General features: G+C 75.7%; 14 protein-coding genes and 1 pseudogene. 9 read left to right on the top strand and 6 right to left on the bottom strand.

Annotated elements, in window-relative coordinates:
• The first annotated feature begins 7 nt into the window (after positions 1–7).
• Positions 8–2,555: pseudogene (locus ACZ7DY_RS35395) on the top strand (helix-turn-helix transcriptional regulator).
• A 7-nt stretch (positions 2,556–2,562) separates the two neighbouring features.
• On the opposite strand, the gene ACZ7DY_RS35390 reads toward ACZ7DY_RS35395, so the two are convergent.
• The 4 genes from ACZ7DY_RS35390 to ACZ7DY_RS35375 form a co-directional block, all read right to left on the bottom strand.
• Positions 2,563–3,015 carry a hemerythrin domain-containing protein gene (locus ACZ7DY_RS35390; protein ID WP_471143070.1) on the bottom strand — a complete coding sequence of 151 codons (453 nt, stop codon included), beginning with the start codon at positions 3,013–3,015 and terminating at the stop codon, positions 2,563–2,565.
• 89 nt (positions 3,016–3,104) lie between these two features.
• Entirely contained in the window at positions 3,105–3,647 is a 543-nt protein-coding gene (locus tag ACZ7DY_RS35385) for a TetR/AcrR family transcriptional regulator (protein WP_471143326.1), read from the bottom strand.
• Between the two features lie 111 nt (positions 3,648–3,758).
• Positions 3,759–5,135, bottom strand: a complete 1,377-nt coding sequence (locus tag ACZ7DY_RS35380; protein WP_471143067.1) for an amidase — start codon at positions 5,133–5,135, stop codon at positions 3,759–3,761.
• The gene (locus ACZ7DY_RS35375) at positions 5,122–5,367 is read right to left on the bottom strand and encodes a hypothetical protein (RefSeq protein WP_471143065.1); all 246 of its coding nucleotides are present in this window, start codon (positions 5,365–5,367) and stop codon (positions 5,122–5,124) included. Before ACZ7DY_RS35375 ends, ACZ7DY_RS35380 begins: the two co-directional genes overlap by 14 nt.
• A 162-nt stretch (positions 5,368–5,529) precedes the next feature.
• Here ACZ7DY_RS35375 and ACZ7DY_RS35370 point away from each other — a divergent pair, with 162 nt between their 5' ends.
• Both ACZ7DY_RS35370 and ACZ7DY_RS35365 read left to right on the top strand, forming a co-directional pair.
• The gene (locus ACZ7DY_RS35370) at positions 5,530–6,471 is read left to right on the top strand and encodes an MBL fold metallo-hydrolase (RefSeq protein WP_471143063.1); all 942 of its coding nucleotides are present in this window, start codon (positions 5,530–5,532) and stop codon (positions 6,469–6,471) included.
• A 184-nt stretch (positions 6,472–6,655) separates the two neighbouring features.
• Positions 6,656–8,251, top strand: coding sequence for an SDR family oxidoreductase (locus ACZ7DY_RS35365; protein WP_471143060.1), 1,596 nt, complete (start codon positions 6,656–6,658; stop codon positions 8,249–8,251).
• Between the two features lie 161 nt (positions 8,252–8,412).
• Here ACZ7DY_RS35365 and ACZ7DY_RS35360 read toward each other — a convergent pair whose 3' ends face one another.
• Complete coding sequence (locus ACZ7DY_RS35360) at positions 8,413–9,249, bottom strand: dienelactone hydrolase family protein (RefSeq protein ID WP_471143058.1); 837 nt, start codon at positions 9,247–9,249, stop codon at positions 8,413–8,415.
• Positions 9,250–9,353: 104 nt separating this feature from the next.
• Here ACZ7DY_RS35360 and ACZ7DY_RS35355 point away from each other — a divergent pair, with 104 nt between their 5' ends.
• The 4 genes from ACZ7DY_RS35355 to ACZ7DY_RS35340 all read left to right on the top strand — a co-directional run bounded on the left by ACZ7DY_RS35355 (position 9,354) and on the right by ACZ7DY_RS35340 (position 13,424).
• On the top strand, positions 9,354–10,346 hold the full coding sequence (locus ACZ7DY_RS35355; protein WP_471143057.1) for a GlxA family transcriptional regulator: 993 nt from the start codon (positions 9,354–9,356) through the stop codon (positions 10,344–10,346).
• Positions 10,347–10,887: 541 nt separating this feature from the next.
• Positions 10,888–11,784, top strand: coding sequence for an SDR family oxidoreductase (locus ACZ7DY_RS35350; protein ID WP_471143055.1), 897 nt, complete (start codon positions 10,888–10,890; stop codon positions 11,782–11,784).
• An 86-nt stretch (positions 11,785–11,870) separates the two neighbouring features.
• A complete protein-coding gene (locus tag ACZ7DY_RS35345; RefSeq protein WP_471143054.1) occupies positions 11,871–13,136 on the top strand; it encodes a cytochrome P450 in 1,266 nt (421 codons plus the stop codon).
• Positions 13,137–13,205: 69 nt separating this feature from the next.
• Complete coding sequence (locus tag ACZ7DY_RS35340) at positions 13,206–13,424, top strand: hypothetical protein (RefSeq protein WP_471143052.1); 219 nt, start codon at positions 13,206–13,208, stop codon at positions 13,422–13,424.
• 57 nt (positions 13,425–13,481) lie between these two features.
• Here the strand turns inward: ACZ7DY_RS35340 and ACZ7DY_RS35335 are convergent, their stop codons facing one another.
• Entirely contained in the window at positions 13,482–14,660 is a 1,179-nt protein-coding gene (locus ACZ7DY_RS35335; protein ID WP_471143050.1) for a PP2C family protein-serine/threonine phosphatase, read from the bottom strand.
• 254 nt (positions 14,661–14,914) lie between these two features.
• Between ACZ7DY_RS35335 and ACZ7DY_RS35330 the strand changes: the two genes are divergently transcribed.
• Both ACZ7DY_RS35330 and ACZ7DY_RS35325 read left to right on the top strand, forming a co-directional pair.
• Complete coding sequence (locus ACZ7DY_RS35330) at positions 14,915–15,205, top strand: hypothetical protein (RefSeq protein WP_471143045.1); 291 nt, start codon at positions 14,915–14,917, stop codon at positions 15,203–15,205.
• A gap of 69 nt (positions 15,206–15,274) precedes the next feature.
• Positions 15,275–15,646, top strand: coding sequence for a hypothetical protein (locus tag ACZ7DY_RS35325; RefSeq protein WP_471143043.1), 372 nt, complete (start codon positions 15,275–15,277; stop codon positions 15,644–15,646).
• Positions 15,647–15,694 lie beyond the last annotated feature (48 nt).

Here is a 15,694-nt window from a genome sequence, read left to right as displayed (position 1 = left end):
GGAGGAAATGGCCGCCGTACAAGGGCTGGTGGGCCGGGCCGTCGCGGGCCGGGGCGGCGTGCTGGCCCTCAGCGCGCCGCCCGGCTTCGGGCGCACCGCGCTGGTGGAGTACGCGCGCCAGATCTGCGGCCCGCTCCCCTGCGTCGAGGCGGACACCGGGATGGCGGGTGCCCCGATGGCGGGTGCCTCGATGGCGGGCGGGGCCGGGGGGCCGCTGCTGGTCCTGGCCGATGACGTGCACCGCTGGAATGGGCCCGCCCGGGCGGCGCTGGGCGCGCGAGCAAGCGGTCCGGCCGCGGCGGGGCCGGTGTCCGTGCTGGTCACCTTCGCCGAACACGGCGGCGCGGAGCGGGAGTTCGCCGACTGGCCCCGGGTGCGGCTGGGCCCGCTGGAGGAGGGTGCGGCCGGCGCGCTGCTGGCCCAGGTCACCCGGGGGCGCGCCGATCCGGTGGTGGCCGGCTGGCTGGTGCGTGAGGCGGCGGGCAATCCCCGGCTGCTGACCGCGTTCGCCGCGGCGCTCACCGACGACCAGCTGGCCGGGCGCGCCCCGCTGCCCGATCCCCTGCCGGGCGGGGAGGACGTCCTGGACGCCTACGTGGCGCGCCTTGGGCCGTTGCCCGGTGCGGCCCGCGCCCTGCTGCTGGCCGCGGCGGCCTGCGAGCACGAACCGGAGGGGGCGGGGGCCGAACTCGCCCTGGTGCTGCGGGCCGGCGGGAAGGCGGCCGCGCTCGCCTTGGCCGAGGAGGCCGCGCTCGTGGTCGCGGCGGGCGGGCGCATCCGCTTCACGCACCCGCTGCTGCGCCGGGCGGTGCTCGGCCGGGCCCCGCTCGCCCGCCGGGCCGCCGCCCACACCCGGCTGGCCGCGGCCTGCCCGGATCCCTTCGCGCGGCTGGTCCAACTCGCCTGCGCGGCACAGGGACACGATGCGCGGCTGGCCGCGTCGCTGGCCGCGGCGGCCGCCGGCCGGGCGCCGGGCGAACGCGGTGGGGCGCTGGCGCGCGCCGCGGCGCTGAGCGCCGATGCGGCGGTGCGCACCGACCGGCTCGCCGAGGCCGCCGACGCGGCCCGGCTGGCGGGAGATCCGCTGTGGGCCCGCGCCCTGCTGGCGCGGGCGGGTGCCGGGCACGCCCACGGGGAGGTGCACCGGGTGCGCGGCCTGCTCGCCCTGGCCGACGGGCCGGCCCACGACGCGCGCACGTCGCTGCTGACCGCGGCCGGGCTGCTGGCGCCCAAGCGGGCCCGCCGGGCGCTGATTGGGGCGGCGGAGGCGTCCTGGGCGATGGGAGACGCGGCCGGCTACCGGGCGGCGATGACGGGCTGGTCCTGCGCCGAGGACCCCTTCCTCGAGGCCTACCGGAGCGGGATGTGCGCCGTCCTTGCGGGCCGGACCGCCGAGGGGCACGCTCTGCTGCGCCGCTGCCTGGCGGGGCTGGATACGGCGGGCGGGCCGGCCGGGCTGCTGCGGGCGGCGGCCGCGGCCCTGGTCGTCGGGGAGGTGGCCACGGCCTGCGAGGCCGGTGCCCGGGCGCTGGCGGTGCTGCGCGCGCACGGCCCGCAGGTGCTGGTGCCGCGCGCCCTGGAACACCTGGCCTACGCGGAGTTGCGCGCGGGCCGGCACACCGCGGCCCGCACGCACGCCCTGGAGGGACTGGGGACGGCCCGGCGCGGGGGCCAGCCCAATGCCGCGGCCGCTCTGCACGCCGTGCTCGCCCTCGCCGCGTCCGTGGAGGGCGAGATGGAGGCCTGTGGCCGTGCACGCGGCGGCCGCGGCGGCGGGCGCGGGCCCGCACGGTCTTGCCCAGCCCGCGAGTCTGGCCCTGTGGGCGGTGGCCCGCGCGGAGCTGGCCGCGGGGCGGGCGGCCGAGGCGGCGGCGCGGCTGGCCCCGCTCATCGCGCCGGGCCCGCGCGGCGGGCACTTCGCGGTGCGGATGCTGGCGGTGCCCTGCTTCGTGGAGGCGGCCGTCCACAGCGGGCGCACGGCCGAGGCCCGGCGGGCCGCGGCGGCGTTCGCGCGCTGGGCGCACAGGACCGCCGACCCGCTGGCCCCGGCCCAACTGGCGCGCTGCACGGCCCTGCTGGCCTGCCCCGGGCAGGCGGCCGCGGCGTATGAGCGTGCGCTGGCCCACCATGAGCGGCTGGCGGGTGAGTTCGAGCGCGGCCGTACGCAGCTGCTGTACGGCCAGTGGCTGCGCCGCCGGCGCCGTACGCGTCAGGCGCGGGGCCCGCTGCGGGAGGCGCTGGTGTCCTTCGAGCGGTGCGGGGCGCGGGTGTGGGCCCAGCGCAGCCGCGGTGAGCTGCGGGCCGCGGGTGAGGCGGTGGCGGGCACGGTGGTGGGGCCGGGGCCGCTGGCGGCGCTGACCCCACAGCAGCAGCGCATCGCGGCGCAGGTGGCGGAGGGGGCCACCAACCGGGAGGTGGCGGTGCGGCTTTCGGTCAGTCATCGCACCGTCGATCACCATCTGCGCAATGTGTTCGCCGTGCTGGGGGTGCGCTCGCGCGTCGAGCTGTCGCGGCTGCTGGCGGACGGCCGGCAAGGGGTGGCGGGCCGGGGGTGAAGCAGGGTCAGGCGGGGTGGGCCCGGCGCCAGGCGGCCATGGCCAGGTTCCACTGCTGGCCGTCGAGTGCGGTCAGCGAGGCGGGGAAGAGGCCGTCCTCCTCCTTGGCGATGTGCCGGTGCAGTTCGCCGACGGCCTCGGTGAGGCGGTCCACGTCGGCGGGGTCCGACAGGTCAAGGGCGGGCAACAGGGCGGCCAGGTCGCGGTGTTCGCCTTCCAGGGCGGCGATGTAGGGCGCGTACTCGGGGTCCGCGCGCATCACCGTGAACAGGCCGTCCTCCTCGCCCCGCCAGTGTGCCGCCAGCTCGCGGGCCATGGCGTCCACCAGGGTGCGGGCGCGGGCCGTGTCGCCCCGGTCCAGGGCGCGCAGGGCATCGCCCGCGGCGTCGGTGACGCGCTCGTGTTCGGCGATGAACTCCTTGATCAGCGGGATCTCTCGGCAACCGCAGTAGTGGCACATGGGGGTGTTTGTAGGCGCGGGCCCCGCCTTGGGGCGCGCTGCCACGCGCGGGCGGGGGCCGGTGTCACCCGCGCGCGGGGGGGCCGGGCTCACAGGGCCAGCAGGGTGGTCACCAGGCGGTGGGCGTAGGCGGCGTCGTGGCCGCCGGGGCGGAAGAGGATGCGGTACATCATCGGTGCCACGACGTGGTCGAGGACGGTCTCGGTGTCGGGTGCCCTCTCGCCGCGGGCGGCGGCGCGGGCGAGGATGACGTCGATCTGCTGGGCCGCGTAGGCCGAGCACTGGCCCGCGTTGGTGCCATCGGGGTCACCGAGCAGGGCGTCGCGGATGTAGGCGCGCCCGGCCGGGGAGGCCATGTCCTCGAGGAACTCCTCGGCCCAGGCCCGCAGGTCGCAGCGCAGGTCGCCGTGGTCCTGCGGCGGTGTCTCGGGGCGCAGGCGCTCGACCGCGACGTCCGAGAGGAGGGCCTGCAGATCGCCCCAGCGGCGGTAGATCGTGGAGGGGGTGACCCCGGCGCGGGCGGCGATCTGGGGCACGGTCAGCGCGTCGCGGCCGGCCTGCGCCGCGAGGTCGCGGACCGCGGCGTGGACGGCTTCCTGGACGCGGGCGCTGCGCCCGCCGGGGCGCGCCATCGGTCTACGGCTCACAGGCATCACCTTAAGCCGGTCTCCGTGCCCCCGGGACGCGGCCCCGGGGGCGGCCGGCAAAGGCCGGGCGGGCATCAGGCGGGCGCGGGGCGGGTGTCAGGCGGCCAGGGGCGCGGGGGTGTGCCGGTGGGCGGGCACGCTCTGTTCGTAGGCGCGGCCCACCCGCAGGAGCAGCGCCTCGGCCAGTGGCCGGCCCAGCAGCTGCATGCCGATCGGCAGGCCGGCGCGGTCGCGGCCGACGGGCAGGGACAGGGCGGGCAGGCCGGTGATGTCGGCGGGCGCGCAGAGGCGGACGTAGGCGTCGGAGACGCTTTCGTGGGTGCCGTCGGGCCAGGTGAGGGTGGTCTGGCCGGTGGGGACGGCGGTGGTGGGGACGGTGGGGGCGGCGATCACGTCGGCCTGTTCCAGCAGGCGCAGCCAGGCCTGGTGCATGAGGGTGCGGGCGCGCCGGGCGCGCAGGTAGTCGCCGGCGGGCATCAGTTCGCCGGCTTCCAGCAGGATCCGCACGTCGGGCCCGTAGCGCTCGGGCGCCGAGCGCAGGGTCGGTGCGTGGTAGGCGCTGGCCTCGGGGACCATCAGGCCCCACTGGGTGGCCTGGATGTAGCGGGTCATGGGGATGTCGACGTCGACGAGGGTCGCGCCCAGGGAGCGCAGGTGGGTGAGGGCGGTCCGCACGGCGTTTTCGATGTCTACGTCGACGTGGTCGAAGTAGTAGGTGCGCGGGACGCCGACGCGTATGCCGGTCAGGTCCGTGGCGGGCGGGGGCGGGCCGGCCGGGCCGCGCGGTGCGGGGCCGGTGAGGGCGGACAGGGCCAGGGCCGCGTCCTGGACGGTGCGGGTCAGGGGGCCGATGTGGTCCAGCGTCCAGGACAGGGAGGTCACGCCGTCGCGGGGGATGAGGCCGTAGGTGGGTTTGAGGCCGACGATGCCGTTCAGTGCGGCCGGTACGCGGATGGAACCGCCGGTGTCGGTGCCCAGGGCGAAGGTGGCCGCGCCCGCGGCCACCGCGACGGCCGAGCCGCCGCTGGAGCCGCCGGCGACCCGGTCCGGGTGCCAGGCGTTGCGGGTCTGGGGGGTGGTCAGCCCGTAGGCGAACTCATGGGTGTGGGTCTTGCCCAGCAGGGCGGTGCCGGCCGCGGCCAGGCGGGCCGCGACCGTGCTGTCGCTCTGCGCCCGGTGCCCGGTGCGGACCGCCGAGCTGGCCGTGGTCGCCACTCCGGCGACGTCGATCAGGTCCTTCAGCGCCACCGGGATGCCGTGCAGCGGGCCGGTGAAGTGCCCGGCGGCGGCTTGGCGTTCGGCTTCGCGGGCGGCTTTGCGGGCCCGCTCGGCGGTGACGGTGACGTAGGCGTTGAGGGCGGGCTGGGTCTGCTCGATCCGCTCCAGTACGGAGTCCACCAGCTCCACCGGGGAGAGCCGGCGCGCCCGTATCTCCTGTGCGGCGTCGGCCAGGGTCAGCTCAAAGGGCCGCATGGGGCTGCTCCTCCGCGGTGGAGTGGGGGGCGGGCGGGGTGTCGGCGAAGTCCAGTTCCCGCAGGACGGCGACGACGGCGTGGATGTGCTCGGCGGTGGCGGCCACCGCCTGGTGCCGCTCCGGCGGCAGCAGGAGTCCGGCGCGCGCCGCCCAGCGGGCGGCCTCAGGGGGCGTCAGCCGGGGCGTGAGTGGGGGTGCGGGCTGGGGTGTGGGCTCTTCAGGGGCAGGCATGGGGTCCTCAACGGGTGGGCGGGGACGGGGTGTTGCGGGAGTGCGGTCCGCCCCACCCCCGCTAAAAGCTAAGTGTTTGCGTTAGGTCACCGTAGGACCTACGCTCACTTAACGCAAACACTTAGCTTTTAGCGTTCGTGTTCCCGGGGAGAGGACCCAGCCATGCAGAGCCCGACCACCGTCCGGAGCGGGCCGCCGCCCGCGGCCCCGTACTGGACCGTCGGCGACATCACCGTCCACCGCATCGACGAGACGCCGCTGCCGCCCGCCACCGGGCCCTGGCTGCTGCCCGGCGCCGGCCCCGAACTGGTCGCCCGCCAGCAGTGGCTGCGCCCCGACTTCGCCGACCCCGCGGGCGTCCTGCGCCTGGACAGCCACAGCTTCGCGCTCACCGTGGGGGGCCTGCGGGTGCTGGTCGACACCGGCATCGGCAACGGCAAGACGCGCGCCAACCCGGCCTGGCACCACCTGCGCACCGACTACCTGCGGCGCCTGACCGCCGCCGGGTTCCCACCGGAGAGGGTCGACCTGGTCGTCCTGACCCACCTGCACACCGACCACGTCGGCTGGAACACCCGCGCACGGCCGGGCGACGGCGCGTGGGTCCCCACCTTCCCCCACGCCCGTTACGTCACCTCCCGCGCCGAACGGGACTTCTGGGCCGGGTACGCCATGGACGAGCCGCGGCGGCAGATGTTCCGCGACTCGGTGCACCCCGTCGAGAACGCCGGGCTGCTCGACCTCCTGGACGTCCCGCCGCAGGGCACCGAGCTCGCCCCCGGCCTGAGCCTTGTGCCCACCCCCGGCCACACCCCCGGCCACCTGGCCGTCCGGCTGAGCAGCCGCGGCCGGGCAGCGCTGATCACCGGCGACCTGATCCACCACCCCGTCCAGCTCCCCCACCCCCACCTGGGAAGCTGCGTCGACACCGACCCCGGGCAGGCCGAGGCCTCGCGCCGCGCCCTGCTCGCCTCGCTCGCCGGCACCGACACCCTCCTCCTGGGCACCCACTTCCCCGCGCCCACCGCCGGCCGGGTGAGCGCCCACGGCGACGCCTACCGGCTGACCCCCCTGCCACCGTCCGCCCCGCCCACCGCACCGTGACACCGGCCCCCCCCGCAGTGACGGCCCGTCAGGCACCCCCGGGCCCGCCCCCTCTCCCCCGGCCCTCTCCCGTACAGGGACATGCGCGGCGGCGGCCAGCTGTCGCGGGGCGGGCCGCCGCGGGTGAGACTGCCTGGAAAGAAGCGGCCCGCTCCCCCGAGACCGAAACGAGGTACCGGCGCACGTGAGCGACAGCGAAGAGGCCCCCCGGCCCGGCCGGCACGTCCTGGTGACCGGAGCCACCGGCTACATCGGCGGGCGCCTGGTGCCCGAACTGCTCGCGGCGGGCCACCGGGTGCGCTGCCTGGCCCGCACCCCCCAGAAGCTGCGCGACCACCCCTGGGCCGGACAGGTGGAGATCGTCCAGGGCGATGTGACCGACCCCCGGTCACTGGCCGAGGCCCTGCGGGGCATCGAGGTGGCCTACTACCTGGTGCACGCCCTGAACTCCGGGCCCGGCTTCGAGGAGACCGACCGGCGCGCGGCGCACACCGTCGCCGAGCAGGCCCGCGCGGCCGGCGTAGGGCGCATCGTCTACCTGGGCGGGCTCACCCCGGCCGGCGTACCCGAACAGGACCTGTCGCCGCACCTGCGCTCGCGCGCCGAGGTGGGCCACATCTTCCTCGACTCCGGCGTCCCCAGCATCGTGCTGCGCGCCGCGGTCATCATCGGCTCGGGCTCCGCCTCCTTCGAGATGCTGCGCTACCTCACCGAACGCCTGCCGGTCATGGTGACGCCCAGCTGGGTGCGCACCCGCATCCAGCCCATCGCCGTGCGCGACGTGCTGCGCTACCTCGCCGCCTGCGCCCACCTGCCGGACACCCTCAACCGCGCCTTCGACATCGGCGGCCCGGACGTCATGACCTACCGGGACATGATGCGCACCTATGCCGAGGTCGCCGGATTGCGGCACCGGCTGATCGTGCCCGTCCCCCTGCTGACCCCGGCCCTGTCCAGCCACTGGGTCGGCCTGGTCACCCCCGTACCCCGTGGCATCGCCCGCCCGCTGGCGGAGTCCCTGCGCCATGAAGTCGTCTGCCAGGAACGGGACATCGCCCGCTACGTGCCCGACGGCCCCGGGCGCCCGCTGCCCTTCCGCCAGGCCCTGCGGCTGGCCCTGCAGCGCATCCAGGAGGCCCAGGTCACCACCCGCTGGTCCTCGGCCTCGCTGCCCGGCGCGCCCAGCGACCCGCTGCCCACCGACCCCGACTGGGCCGGCGGCAGCCTCTACACCGACCACCGCCAGATGATCGTGGACGCCACCCCCGCTCAGCTGTGGCGGGTCATCGAAGGCATCGGCGGGGACAACGGCTGGTACTCCTTCCCCCTCGCCTGGGCGGTGCGCGGCTGGCTCGACCGGCTGGCCGGCGGCGTCGGCCTGCGCCGCGGCCGCCGCGACGCCCGCCACCTCAGGACCGGCGACTCCCTGGACTTCTGGCGGGTGGAGGAGATCGAGGCGGGCCGGATGCTGCGCCTGCGCGCCGAGATGCGGCTGCCGGGCCTGGCCTGGCTGGAGATGTACGTCGAACAGGACGGGCCACCGGCCAAGGACGGGACGACACCAAAGCACGGGCAACACGGGCAGCACCCCGAGAACACATCCGGCGCACCGGACACACCCGGCGGGCCGGGGCGCACCCGTTACCGCCAGCGGGCCCTGTTCCACCCGCGGGGCCTGCTCGGGCATGTCTACTGGTGGTCGGTGGCGCCCTTTCACGCCGTCGTCTTCGGCGGCATGGCCCGCAACATCGCCAAGGCGGCGGGCCGGGAGAACACCTGAACCGGCAGCGGGCCGCCGGGCCGCTCACCGCACCCTGGGCAGCGGGACACCCGGCCGGGGCCTGGCGTCCCAGCCGCTGTCGCCGGAACCGCGCAACCGCACGGGGGCCTCCTTCTCGCCGGCCGCGACGCCGTCACCGTCGCGGAGTGGATGCGCCGCCTTCAGGCCGGGGCGGGTGCCAGCCGCTCGGTCAGGAAGGCGAGGATCTCGTCGCGGGCCCGCACCGTGGGATGGCCGGCCTCATCGACGAAGTGTGCCGTGACCACGCTGTGGGCGCAGCCGACGATGTCGCGGAAGAACGGTGGGGGATTGGTGAGGGCCGCCCCGGCGGGCAGGACACGGCCCTCGAAGGCGTCGCCGAGCAGCGCCCGGTAGGCCGCGAACCGCCGGCCCGTGCACCACCGGTCGCCCTCGAAACGGTGGGCGAGCACCTTCAGTTCGTCCCGGGCGACGCGTTCGGCCAGCGCGGCGGCGTCCGCCGCGCCGATCTCCAGGGCGCCGGGGTCGTCCAGCGGCAGCGAGGGATGGTTGACCACGGGGGCGATGACGGCCTCCTCCAGCGCCATGGTCAGCGCGAAGTTGCCGGTGAAGCAGAGCCCGACGGTGCCCACCCCCGGCCCACCGCGTTCGGCGTGCGCGCCGCGGGCCAGACCGCGCAACCAGCCCACGACCGGGCTCGTGCCGCCCCCGGCGAATGCCCGGAACTCCGCGCTGACACAGGCGCGCCGCACGATCGCCTCCCCCTCCCCGGCCCGCGGATAGGCGCCGTCGACGCCGAAGAGGGAGGGCACATACACGCTGAAGCCGGCCTCGCGGATCCACCGGGCCAGGCGCGCCACGTCGGGGCTGATGCCCGGCATCTCCGGCATCAGGATGACGGCCGGGCCCGCCCCGGTGACGTACACGGTCTTGGTGACGCCCTCGACGGCGACGGCCCTGCGCTCGAAGTCCTCCAGCGGGTCGTCCTGCGCTGCGGCGGTGTCTGCTGTGGTTGTCATGGGCGAAAGGATGGCGAGAGGCTGGCGGGGGCGAGAAGCTGCGGCACCGCCGGTTTCGCGGGCGATCTCGCCACCCGCTGGCGGCCAAGGGCATCGGAGATCGTGTGAGTGCGCTGCGCGTCAATGTGCTGGCCTATCCCGGCTGTTATGCCTCGCAGGTGTTCGGGATCGTCGATCTGCTGAGCATGGCCGGGCACGTCGCCGCGGCCCGGGGCGCGCCGGAGCCCTCCTATGAGGTGGCGGTCGTCTCGCCGCGCGGGCGGGTGCGCGCCTCGGGCGGGGCGGGCATCGAGGTGGCGGCGCTGCGCCCGGCGGATGTGCTGGTCGTGCCCGGCTTCGAGGTCTCCCCCGCCCTGGGCCCCGAGGCGGCCCTGGCCCGTCTGGAGCCGGAGACGGCGGCCCTGCGCGCGCAGGCCGAGACGGGCAACGCGCTGGTGTCGGTCTGTGTCGGCGCCTTCCTGCTCGCCGAGGCCGGCCTGCTCGACGGGCGCCGGGCGACGACGTCGTGGCTGTACGCGGAGGTGTTCGCGCGCCGCTACCGCCGGGTGCGGGTGTGCTGCGAGCAGCTGGTCGTCACCGACCGGGGCGTGACCACCACGGCGGCCTTCAGCGCGATGTACGACTTCGCGCTCGGCTTCATCCGCGAGCACGACGGCCCGAAGGTCGCCCGCGGCACCGCGCGCATCGCCCTGCTGGACGAGACGCGCTCCAGCCAGGCTCCTTACGTCGACGCCGAGTTGCTGCCCGCCCCGGGCCGGGGTTTTTCGCGCGGCGTCAAGCGCCGGCTCGAGCAGAACCTGCGCGAGCGCTACGACCTGCCCGCCCTGGCCCGGGAGTTCGGGGTCAGCACCCGCACCCTGCTGCGCCGCTTCGGCGAGGAGACCGGGCAGAGCCCGCTGACGTATCTGCACACCGTCCGGGTGCGCCGGGCCCGGCACCTGCTGGAGATGACCGACCGCACCCTGGCGAGCATCGCCGCCGAGGTGGGCTACCGCGATACGGGCGGCTTCAGCAAGGTCTTCGCCCGCCACACCGGCCACCGCCCCGGCGCCTACCGCACAGCAGCCCGCGCCGCCGCAGCACACCGGGACACCTGACCCCTCCCCCGCCCCCGTCGCGACTGACGGAACGTCAGAGGCTGTACGGGGCGGGCGGGTCCGGGCCGCCGGGCCGGGGGCGACGGGTCGCTGCGGCGGGTGTGGCGCCGCCTCAGGTGCCCCCTTGCGCGTCCGGGCCGGGCCGGGGTGGGCCGGCTTGTCCGGGGCGGCCGCCGCGGCGCGGATGCCGCGCACCTACTCACCGTCCCGGGGGGCGGGTGTGGGGGTCAGCGCCTCTTGCGCCCGTTCATGTACCAGGCGAGGGCGACACCGAGGACGACGAGGACGATGAGGATCTTCATGGTGTCCGGCTTTCCTCGATCCCGGCGGACATGCCTGCCCGGCCCCGACGGGCCGTGACGCCGCGTTTTGCCGCTCGGACGGCCGGGCACCCGAGGGCCGCGCACGGCGGGCGCGGCCCGCCCCCGGGATCTTCCGGTGGTGGGCCGGCCCGCTCTTGACGAAGGTGGGCACGAGGCGCGACGGGGCCCGGCAGGGCGCCCGCGCGCCGTCCGCACGACAGCAGGGAAGGCGGCAGCAGATGAAGGACACTCCCGGGAAGCAGGGCCCGCAGGACCCCACCGACAGGGGGCCGCGGCCCGACTTCCCCCAGCAGGACCAGGAGCCGCCGGGCTGGACCGGCCCCATGGACCCGCCGCCCGACCACGGCGAGGAGTCCTACCGCGGCTCCGGGCTGCTGCGCGGGAAGGCCGCGCTGATCACCGGGGGCGACTCCGGCATCGGGCGGGCGGTGGCCATCGCCATGGCCCGGGAGGAAGCGGACGTGCTGTTCACCCATCTGCCCTCCGAGGCCGAAGAGGCACGGGAGACCGCGCGCTGGGTGGAGCAGGCCGGACGCCGGGCCGTCGCGGTGCCCTGCGACATCCGCGAGGAGGAGCAGTGCCGGCGCCTGGTGGAGCGGGCGGTCGCCGAGTTCGGCCGGATCGACGTGCTGGTCAACAACGCCGCGTACCAGATGTCGCAGCCCAAGGGCATCACCGACATCTCCACGGAACAGTTCGACCGCGTGCTGCGCACCAACCTGTACGGCATGTTCTGGCTCTGCAAGATGGCGGTGCCGCACATCCCGCGGGGCGGCTCGATCATCAACACCACGTCGGTGCAGGCCTACAAGCCCAGCCCGCACCTGCTGGACTACGCCATGACCAAGGGCGCCATCGTGACCTTCACCCAGGGGCTGGCGCAGATGCTGGTCGAGGACGGGATCCGCGTCAACGCGGTCGCGCCGGGGCCGGTGTGGACGCCGCTGATCCCCGCGACGCTGCCGGACACCGCGGAATTCGGCAAGCAGGCTCCGATGGGCCGTCCCGCGCAGCCCGCGGAGATGGCACCGTCCTACGTCTTCCTCGCCTCCCAGCACGCGAGTTTCATCACGGCCGAGATCGTCAACGCCACGGGCGGCACCCCCCTGCCCTGAACCGGCCCGGCCCCGCGCGAGGGCACCACGCCGCAAGACACCGGAGGACCGGTGCCCCCGCGCCCCGCGTCCTTGAGGAGGACCCCATGATCGACAACACGCTGCCTCTGCTCGCCCAGGGCTACACCTGGCTGCCCGACCTGAGCCGGCGCGCCGGCCCGGGCCCGGTGCGCACCCGGCTGATGGGCAGGCCCGCCATCGCGCTGCGCGGCCCCGAGGCGGTGGCCTTCTTCTACGACGAGGACCATGTGCGGCGCCGGACGGCGCTGCCGGGGCCGGTCCTCAGCACGCTCTTCGGCCAGGGCGCGGTGCACACGCTGGACGGCGAGGAGCACCGGGCGCGCAAGGCGTTGTTCGTCTCCCTGCTCAAGGACGGGCCCGGCATCCGGGCGCTGGCCGAGCGGGTCGGTGAGGAGTGGGAGCAGGCCCGCAAGGAGTGGGCGGACCTGCCCCAGGTCACGCTGTTCGACGAGGTGAGCGTGGTGCTGACGCGGGCCGTCTGCCGGTGGGCGGGGATCCCCTGGGCGGACCGTCCCGGGGCCGGGGCGCGGCAGATGGCGCGGGATCTGGTGGCGATGGTCGACGGGTTCGCCACCGCGGGGCCGCGCCATCTGCGGGCCCGGCGGGCCCGCGGCCGGCAGGAGCAGGCGCTGGCCCGTCTGATCGAGGCGACCCGGGCCGAGCCGGACCGCACGGGCAGCCCGGGCGATGCCGTGCACACGGTCGCCGCCCACCGGGACGCCGACGGCCGGCTGCTTCAGCCGCGGACGGCGGCCGTCGAACTCCTCAACATCATCCGCCCCACCGTCGCGGTGAGCTGGTTCACCGTCTTCGGCGCCCACGCCCTGCACCGCCACCCGCAGTTGCAAGAACGCCTCGCGCGCGCGAAGGACGGCGGGGACGGCTATGCGCGGGCCTTCGCCCACGAGGTGCGCCGCTTCTACCCCTTCGCGCCGTTCGTGGCGGGCCTGGCACCGCAGGACACCGTCTGGCAGGGGGAGCCGATCGCCCGCGGCACGCTGGTCCTGCTCGACCTGTACGGGCAGAACCACGACCCGGCGCTGTGGCCGCGGCCCTACGTCTTCGACCCCGAGCGGTTCACCGGCGGCGAGCCCGGCCGCGACGTACTGGTGCCCCAGGGCGGCGGCGAGGTCGCCGGGGGGCACCGCTGCCCGGGCGAGGACATCACCCTGGCCGTCCTGAGCACCCTGCTGCCCCGCCTGGCCCGGCTGGGCCACCGGGTGCCGCAGCAGGATCTGCGCATCCCGCTGCACCGGATGCCGACCCGGCCGCGCAGCGGTTTCGTCATCACCACGGGCCCCGGCGGCCAGGAGCCCCTGGCCACGCCCTGACCCGGCACTCCGCACAAGCGGCCGGCCTCTACGGCGCCGGCCGCACACCCCCTCCGAAGGGAGATCACCATGCAGGACAACCAGCACGACCACGGCGGCCACCGCGAGCACGCCCCCGCCCAGACCGCGGCCGGTGAGGTGTTCAAGGAGGTGGAGGAGGCCGAGGAACAGCCCGTGCCCGAGGAGGAGCGCGGGCGGGAGAAGGACGGCGAGGCCGGCGACACGCTCACGCCCAGCCCCGAGGCCCAGGAGGAGATCCACCACCAGGACGGCCGGCGGCGGGGTTGAAGGGCTGCCGCCGGGGCCGGCCGGCCCGGCTGGTCCCGGCGGTTTCCCCGGCCGTGCTCACCGGCCGGGCGGCCGCCACTCGATCATGAGGATGGTCGCGTCGTCCCGCAGCCGGTTGCTCTGGGTGTCCATGATCGAGTGGACGAGGCGGCGCAGGGTCTCGGCGGCCACCTCCCCGGCGCTGGAGGCGCGGATGACGAAGTCGGCGAAGCGTTCGAGGCCGAACTCCGTGCCGTCCGGCAGCCGCGCCTCGGTCATGCCGTCGGTGTACAGCAGGACGCGGTCGCCCGGTTGCAGGGTCGTCTCGTGGACCTGGCGGTCGCTGCCGCGCAGGTCGGCGGGGAAGCCCATGGGCGGGTCGGGTTCTTTTTCCAGGGCGCCCTCGACCAGCCGGTCGTCGCGGATCAGCAGGGGCGGCGGGTGGCCGCAGTTGCTCCAGCGCAGGGCGCCGCTGGCGAGGTCCAGGCGGGTGAGGACGCCCGTGCAGAACTGGTCGGGCAGCCACTGCTCCAGTGCCGTGTCCACGGACTCCAGAAGTTCGGGCAGATCCGCGCCGGTGCGCCGGCCGTTGCGGCAGGCGGCCAGGGCGACGGCCGTGGTGAGGCCGGAGAGGAGGTTGTGGCCCATCGCGTCGACGATGGTGGCGTGCAGGTCCGTCCGGGTGAGGCAGTGGTCGAAGGCGTCGCCGCCGATCTCGTAGGCGGGTTCCAGGACGGCGGTGGAGACCACGTGGGTGTTGCCGATGGTGCGCGGCGGCAGGAAGGCGCGCAGCATCTCGGCGGGCAGCTGCATGGGTTCGGCGCGGGTGCGCTGGACGAGGTTGTCCTTGTAGGCGCGCTTGGAGGTGATCATCATGGCCAGGAGGTGGGCCAGTGCCTTGCTGCGGCGCAGCAGGGCGCCGTCGAGGAAGGGGGCCTGGACGGCGACCACGCCCAGGCGTTCGGCGCCGTCCAGCAGGGGCAGCCAGGCGGTCATGCCGCCGATGGGTGATTCGGCCACGCGCAGGGAGAGGGTGCGGTAGGCCCAGCCGGGCAGGGTGCCGTCCATGGCCAGAGGGATCTCGTCCTCGCTCAGCGGGACCAGCCGGCGCTGCTGGAGGTCGGCGAGGTAGACCGTCGCCTGCTGCAGGCCCAGGGCCGTGGCGCACCGGCCGGCCGCGGTGGTCAGGTCCAGTACGGCGTTGTCGGGGTCCGCGAGGAATTCCTCGAGCGCGCCCGGGGGATCGGAGGCCGGCACGTCTTCTCCCTTCCGCGGCGGGGGCGGCGATCAGCAGCAGTCTCACACCGCTGTGCCGGCTCCGCCCGGCCGGCCGGGGCGGCGGGCAAGGGTGGGGGCGGTGGTGCATCCGTGTCGCCGATCGGGCGCGGGTGGTCCACGGTGATCAGTACGAGTTGTCCTGCCCTGCGCGGGTACCTGCATCCCAGCCCCGGGTGGCCGGCCGCAAGGGCCCGGCGTTCTCTGGGCGCAAGCGCTCGAGAGGAGACATCGCGATGAGTGAGCAGGTACCGGCCTCCCCCGGCGCGGACGGCAGCACGCCGATCCCCAGGGATCTGCCCGACCAGCAGGCCGACGGCGGCGAGGACCGCTGGGAGCCGCGGGAGCAGGAGGACGGGAAGGACGAGGACGGCAAGGACACCGGCGGCGCGGCACAGGATGTGCCCGACACGGACGAGGCCGGTACCGGCCGGCGTGCTGCTTCCGGCGGTGCCGGTGAGCGCCCGGACGCGGTGCAGGGGGGCGGTACGGACCGGGAGCCGGTGCCGGACGAGCCCACCGGGTGAGCCGGTTCTCGGGGCGGGGCCGGCCTGGCTGTGCCCCTTTGGCAGTACGACGCGAGGAAAGGAACGACGGTGAGCGGTGCGGGAGATCCCTCGGCGCAGGTCACGGTGGAACTGAGCGGCAAGGCGGACGATGCCGGGAGTGTCTTCGCCGTGCTGAAAGCGGCCTTCGCCTCCGACCGGCAGGACGGTTCGGCGCCGCGGCCCTCGCCGGCCGACGGGCCGACCGTGTGGAGCGGTGTCTTTGACACCGGGCGTCCGGCGGGCGGCGGGCCCGGCGGGGTGCCGCGGCTGAGCGGTCCGGTGACCGCCGCCGTGCAGGGCGGTTATGTGGCGGTCGACCAGGTCGTCACGGTCCTCTCGGCGGCCTTCGCCGTCGCCGAGGAGGGCTCGGCCTCGGGCGATCAGGAAAAGGATGTGACGCTGCGCCTGGAGAACCGGTGAAACACAGGCGCTGAACGCGGTGGGGCCCGGCCGAGTGCGGCCGGGCCC

The organism is Streptomyces sp. NPDC037013 (assembly GCF_055607265.1).
This window is presented reverse-complemented; position numbering and strand designations above follow the sequence as displayed.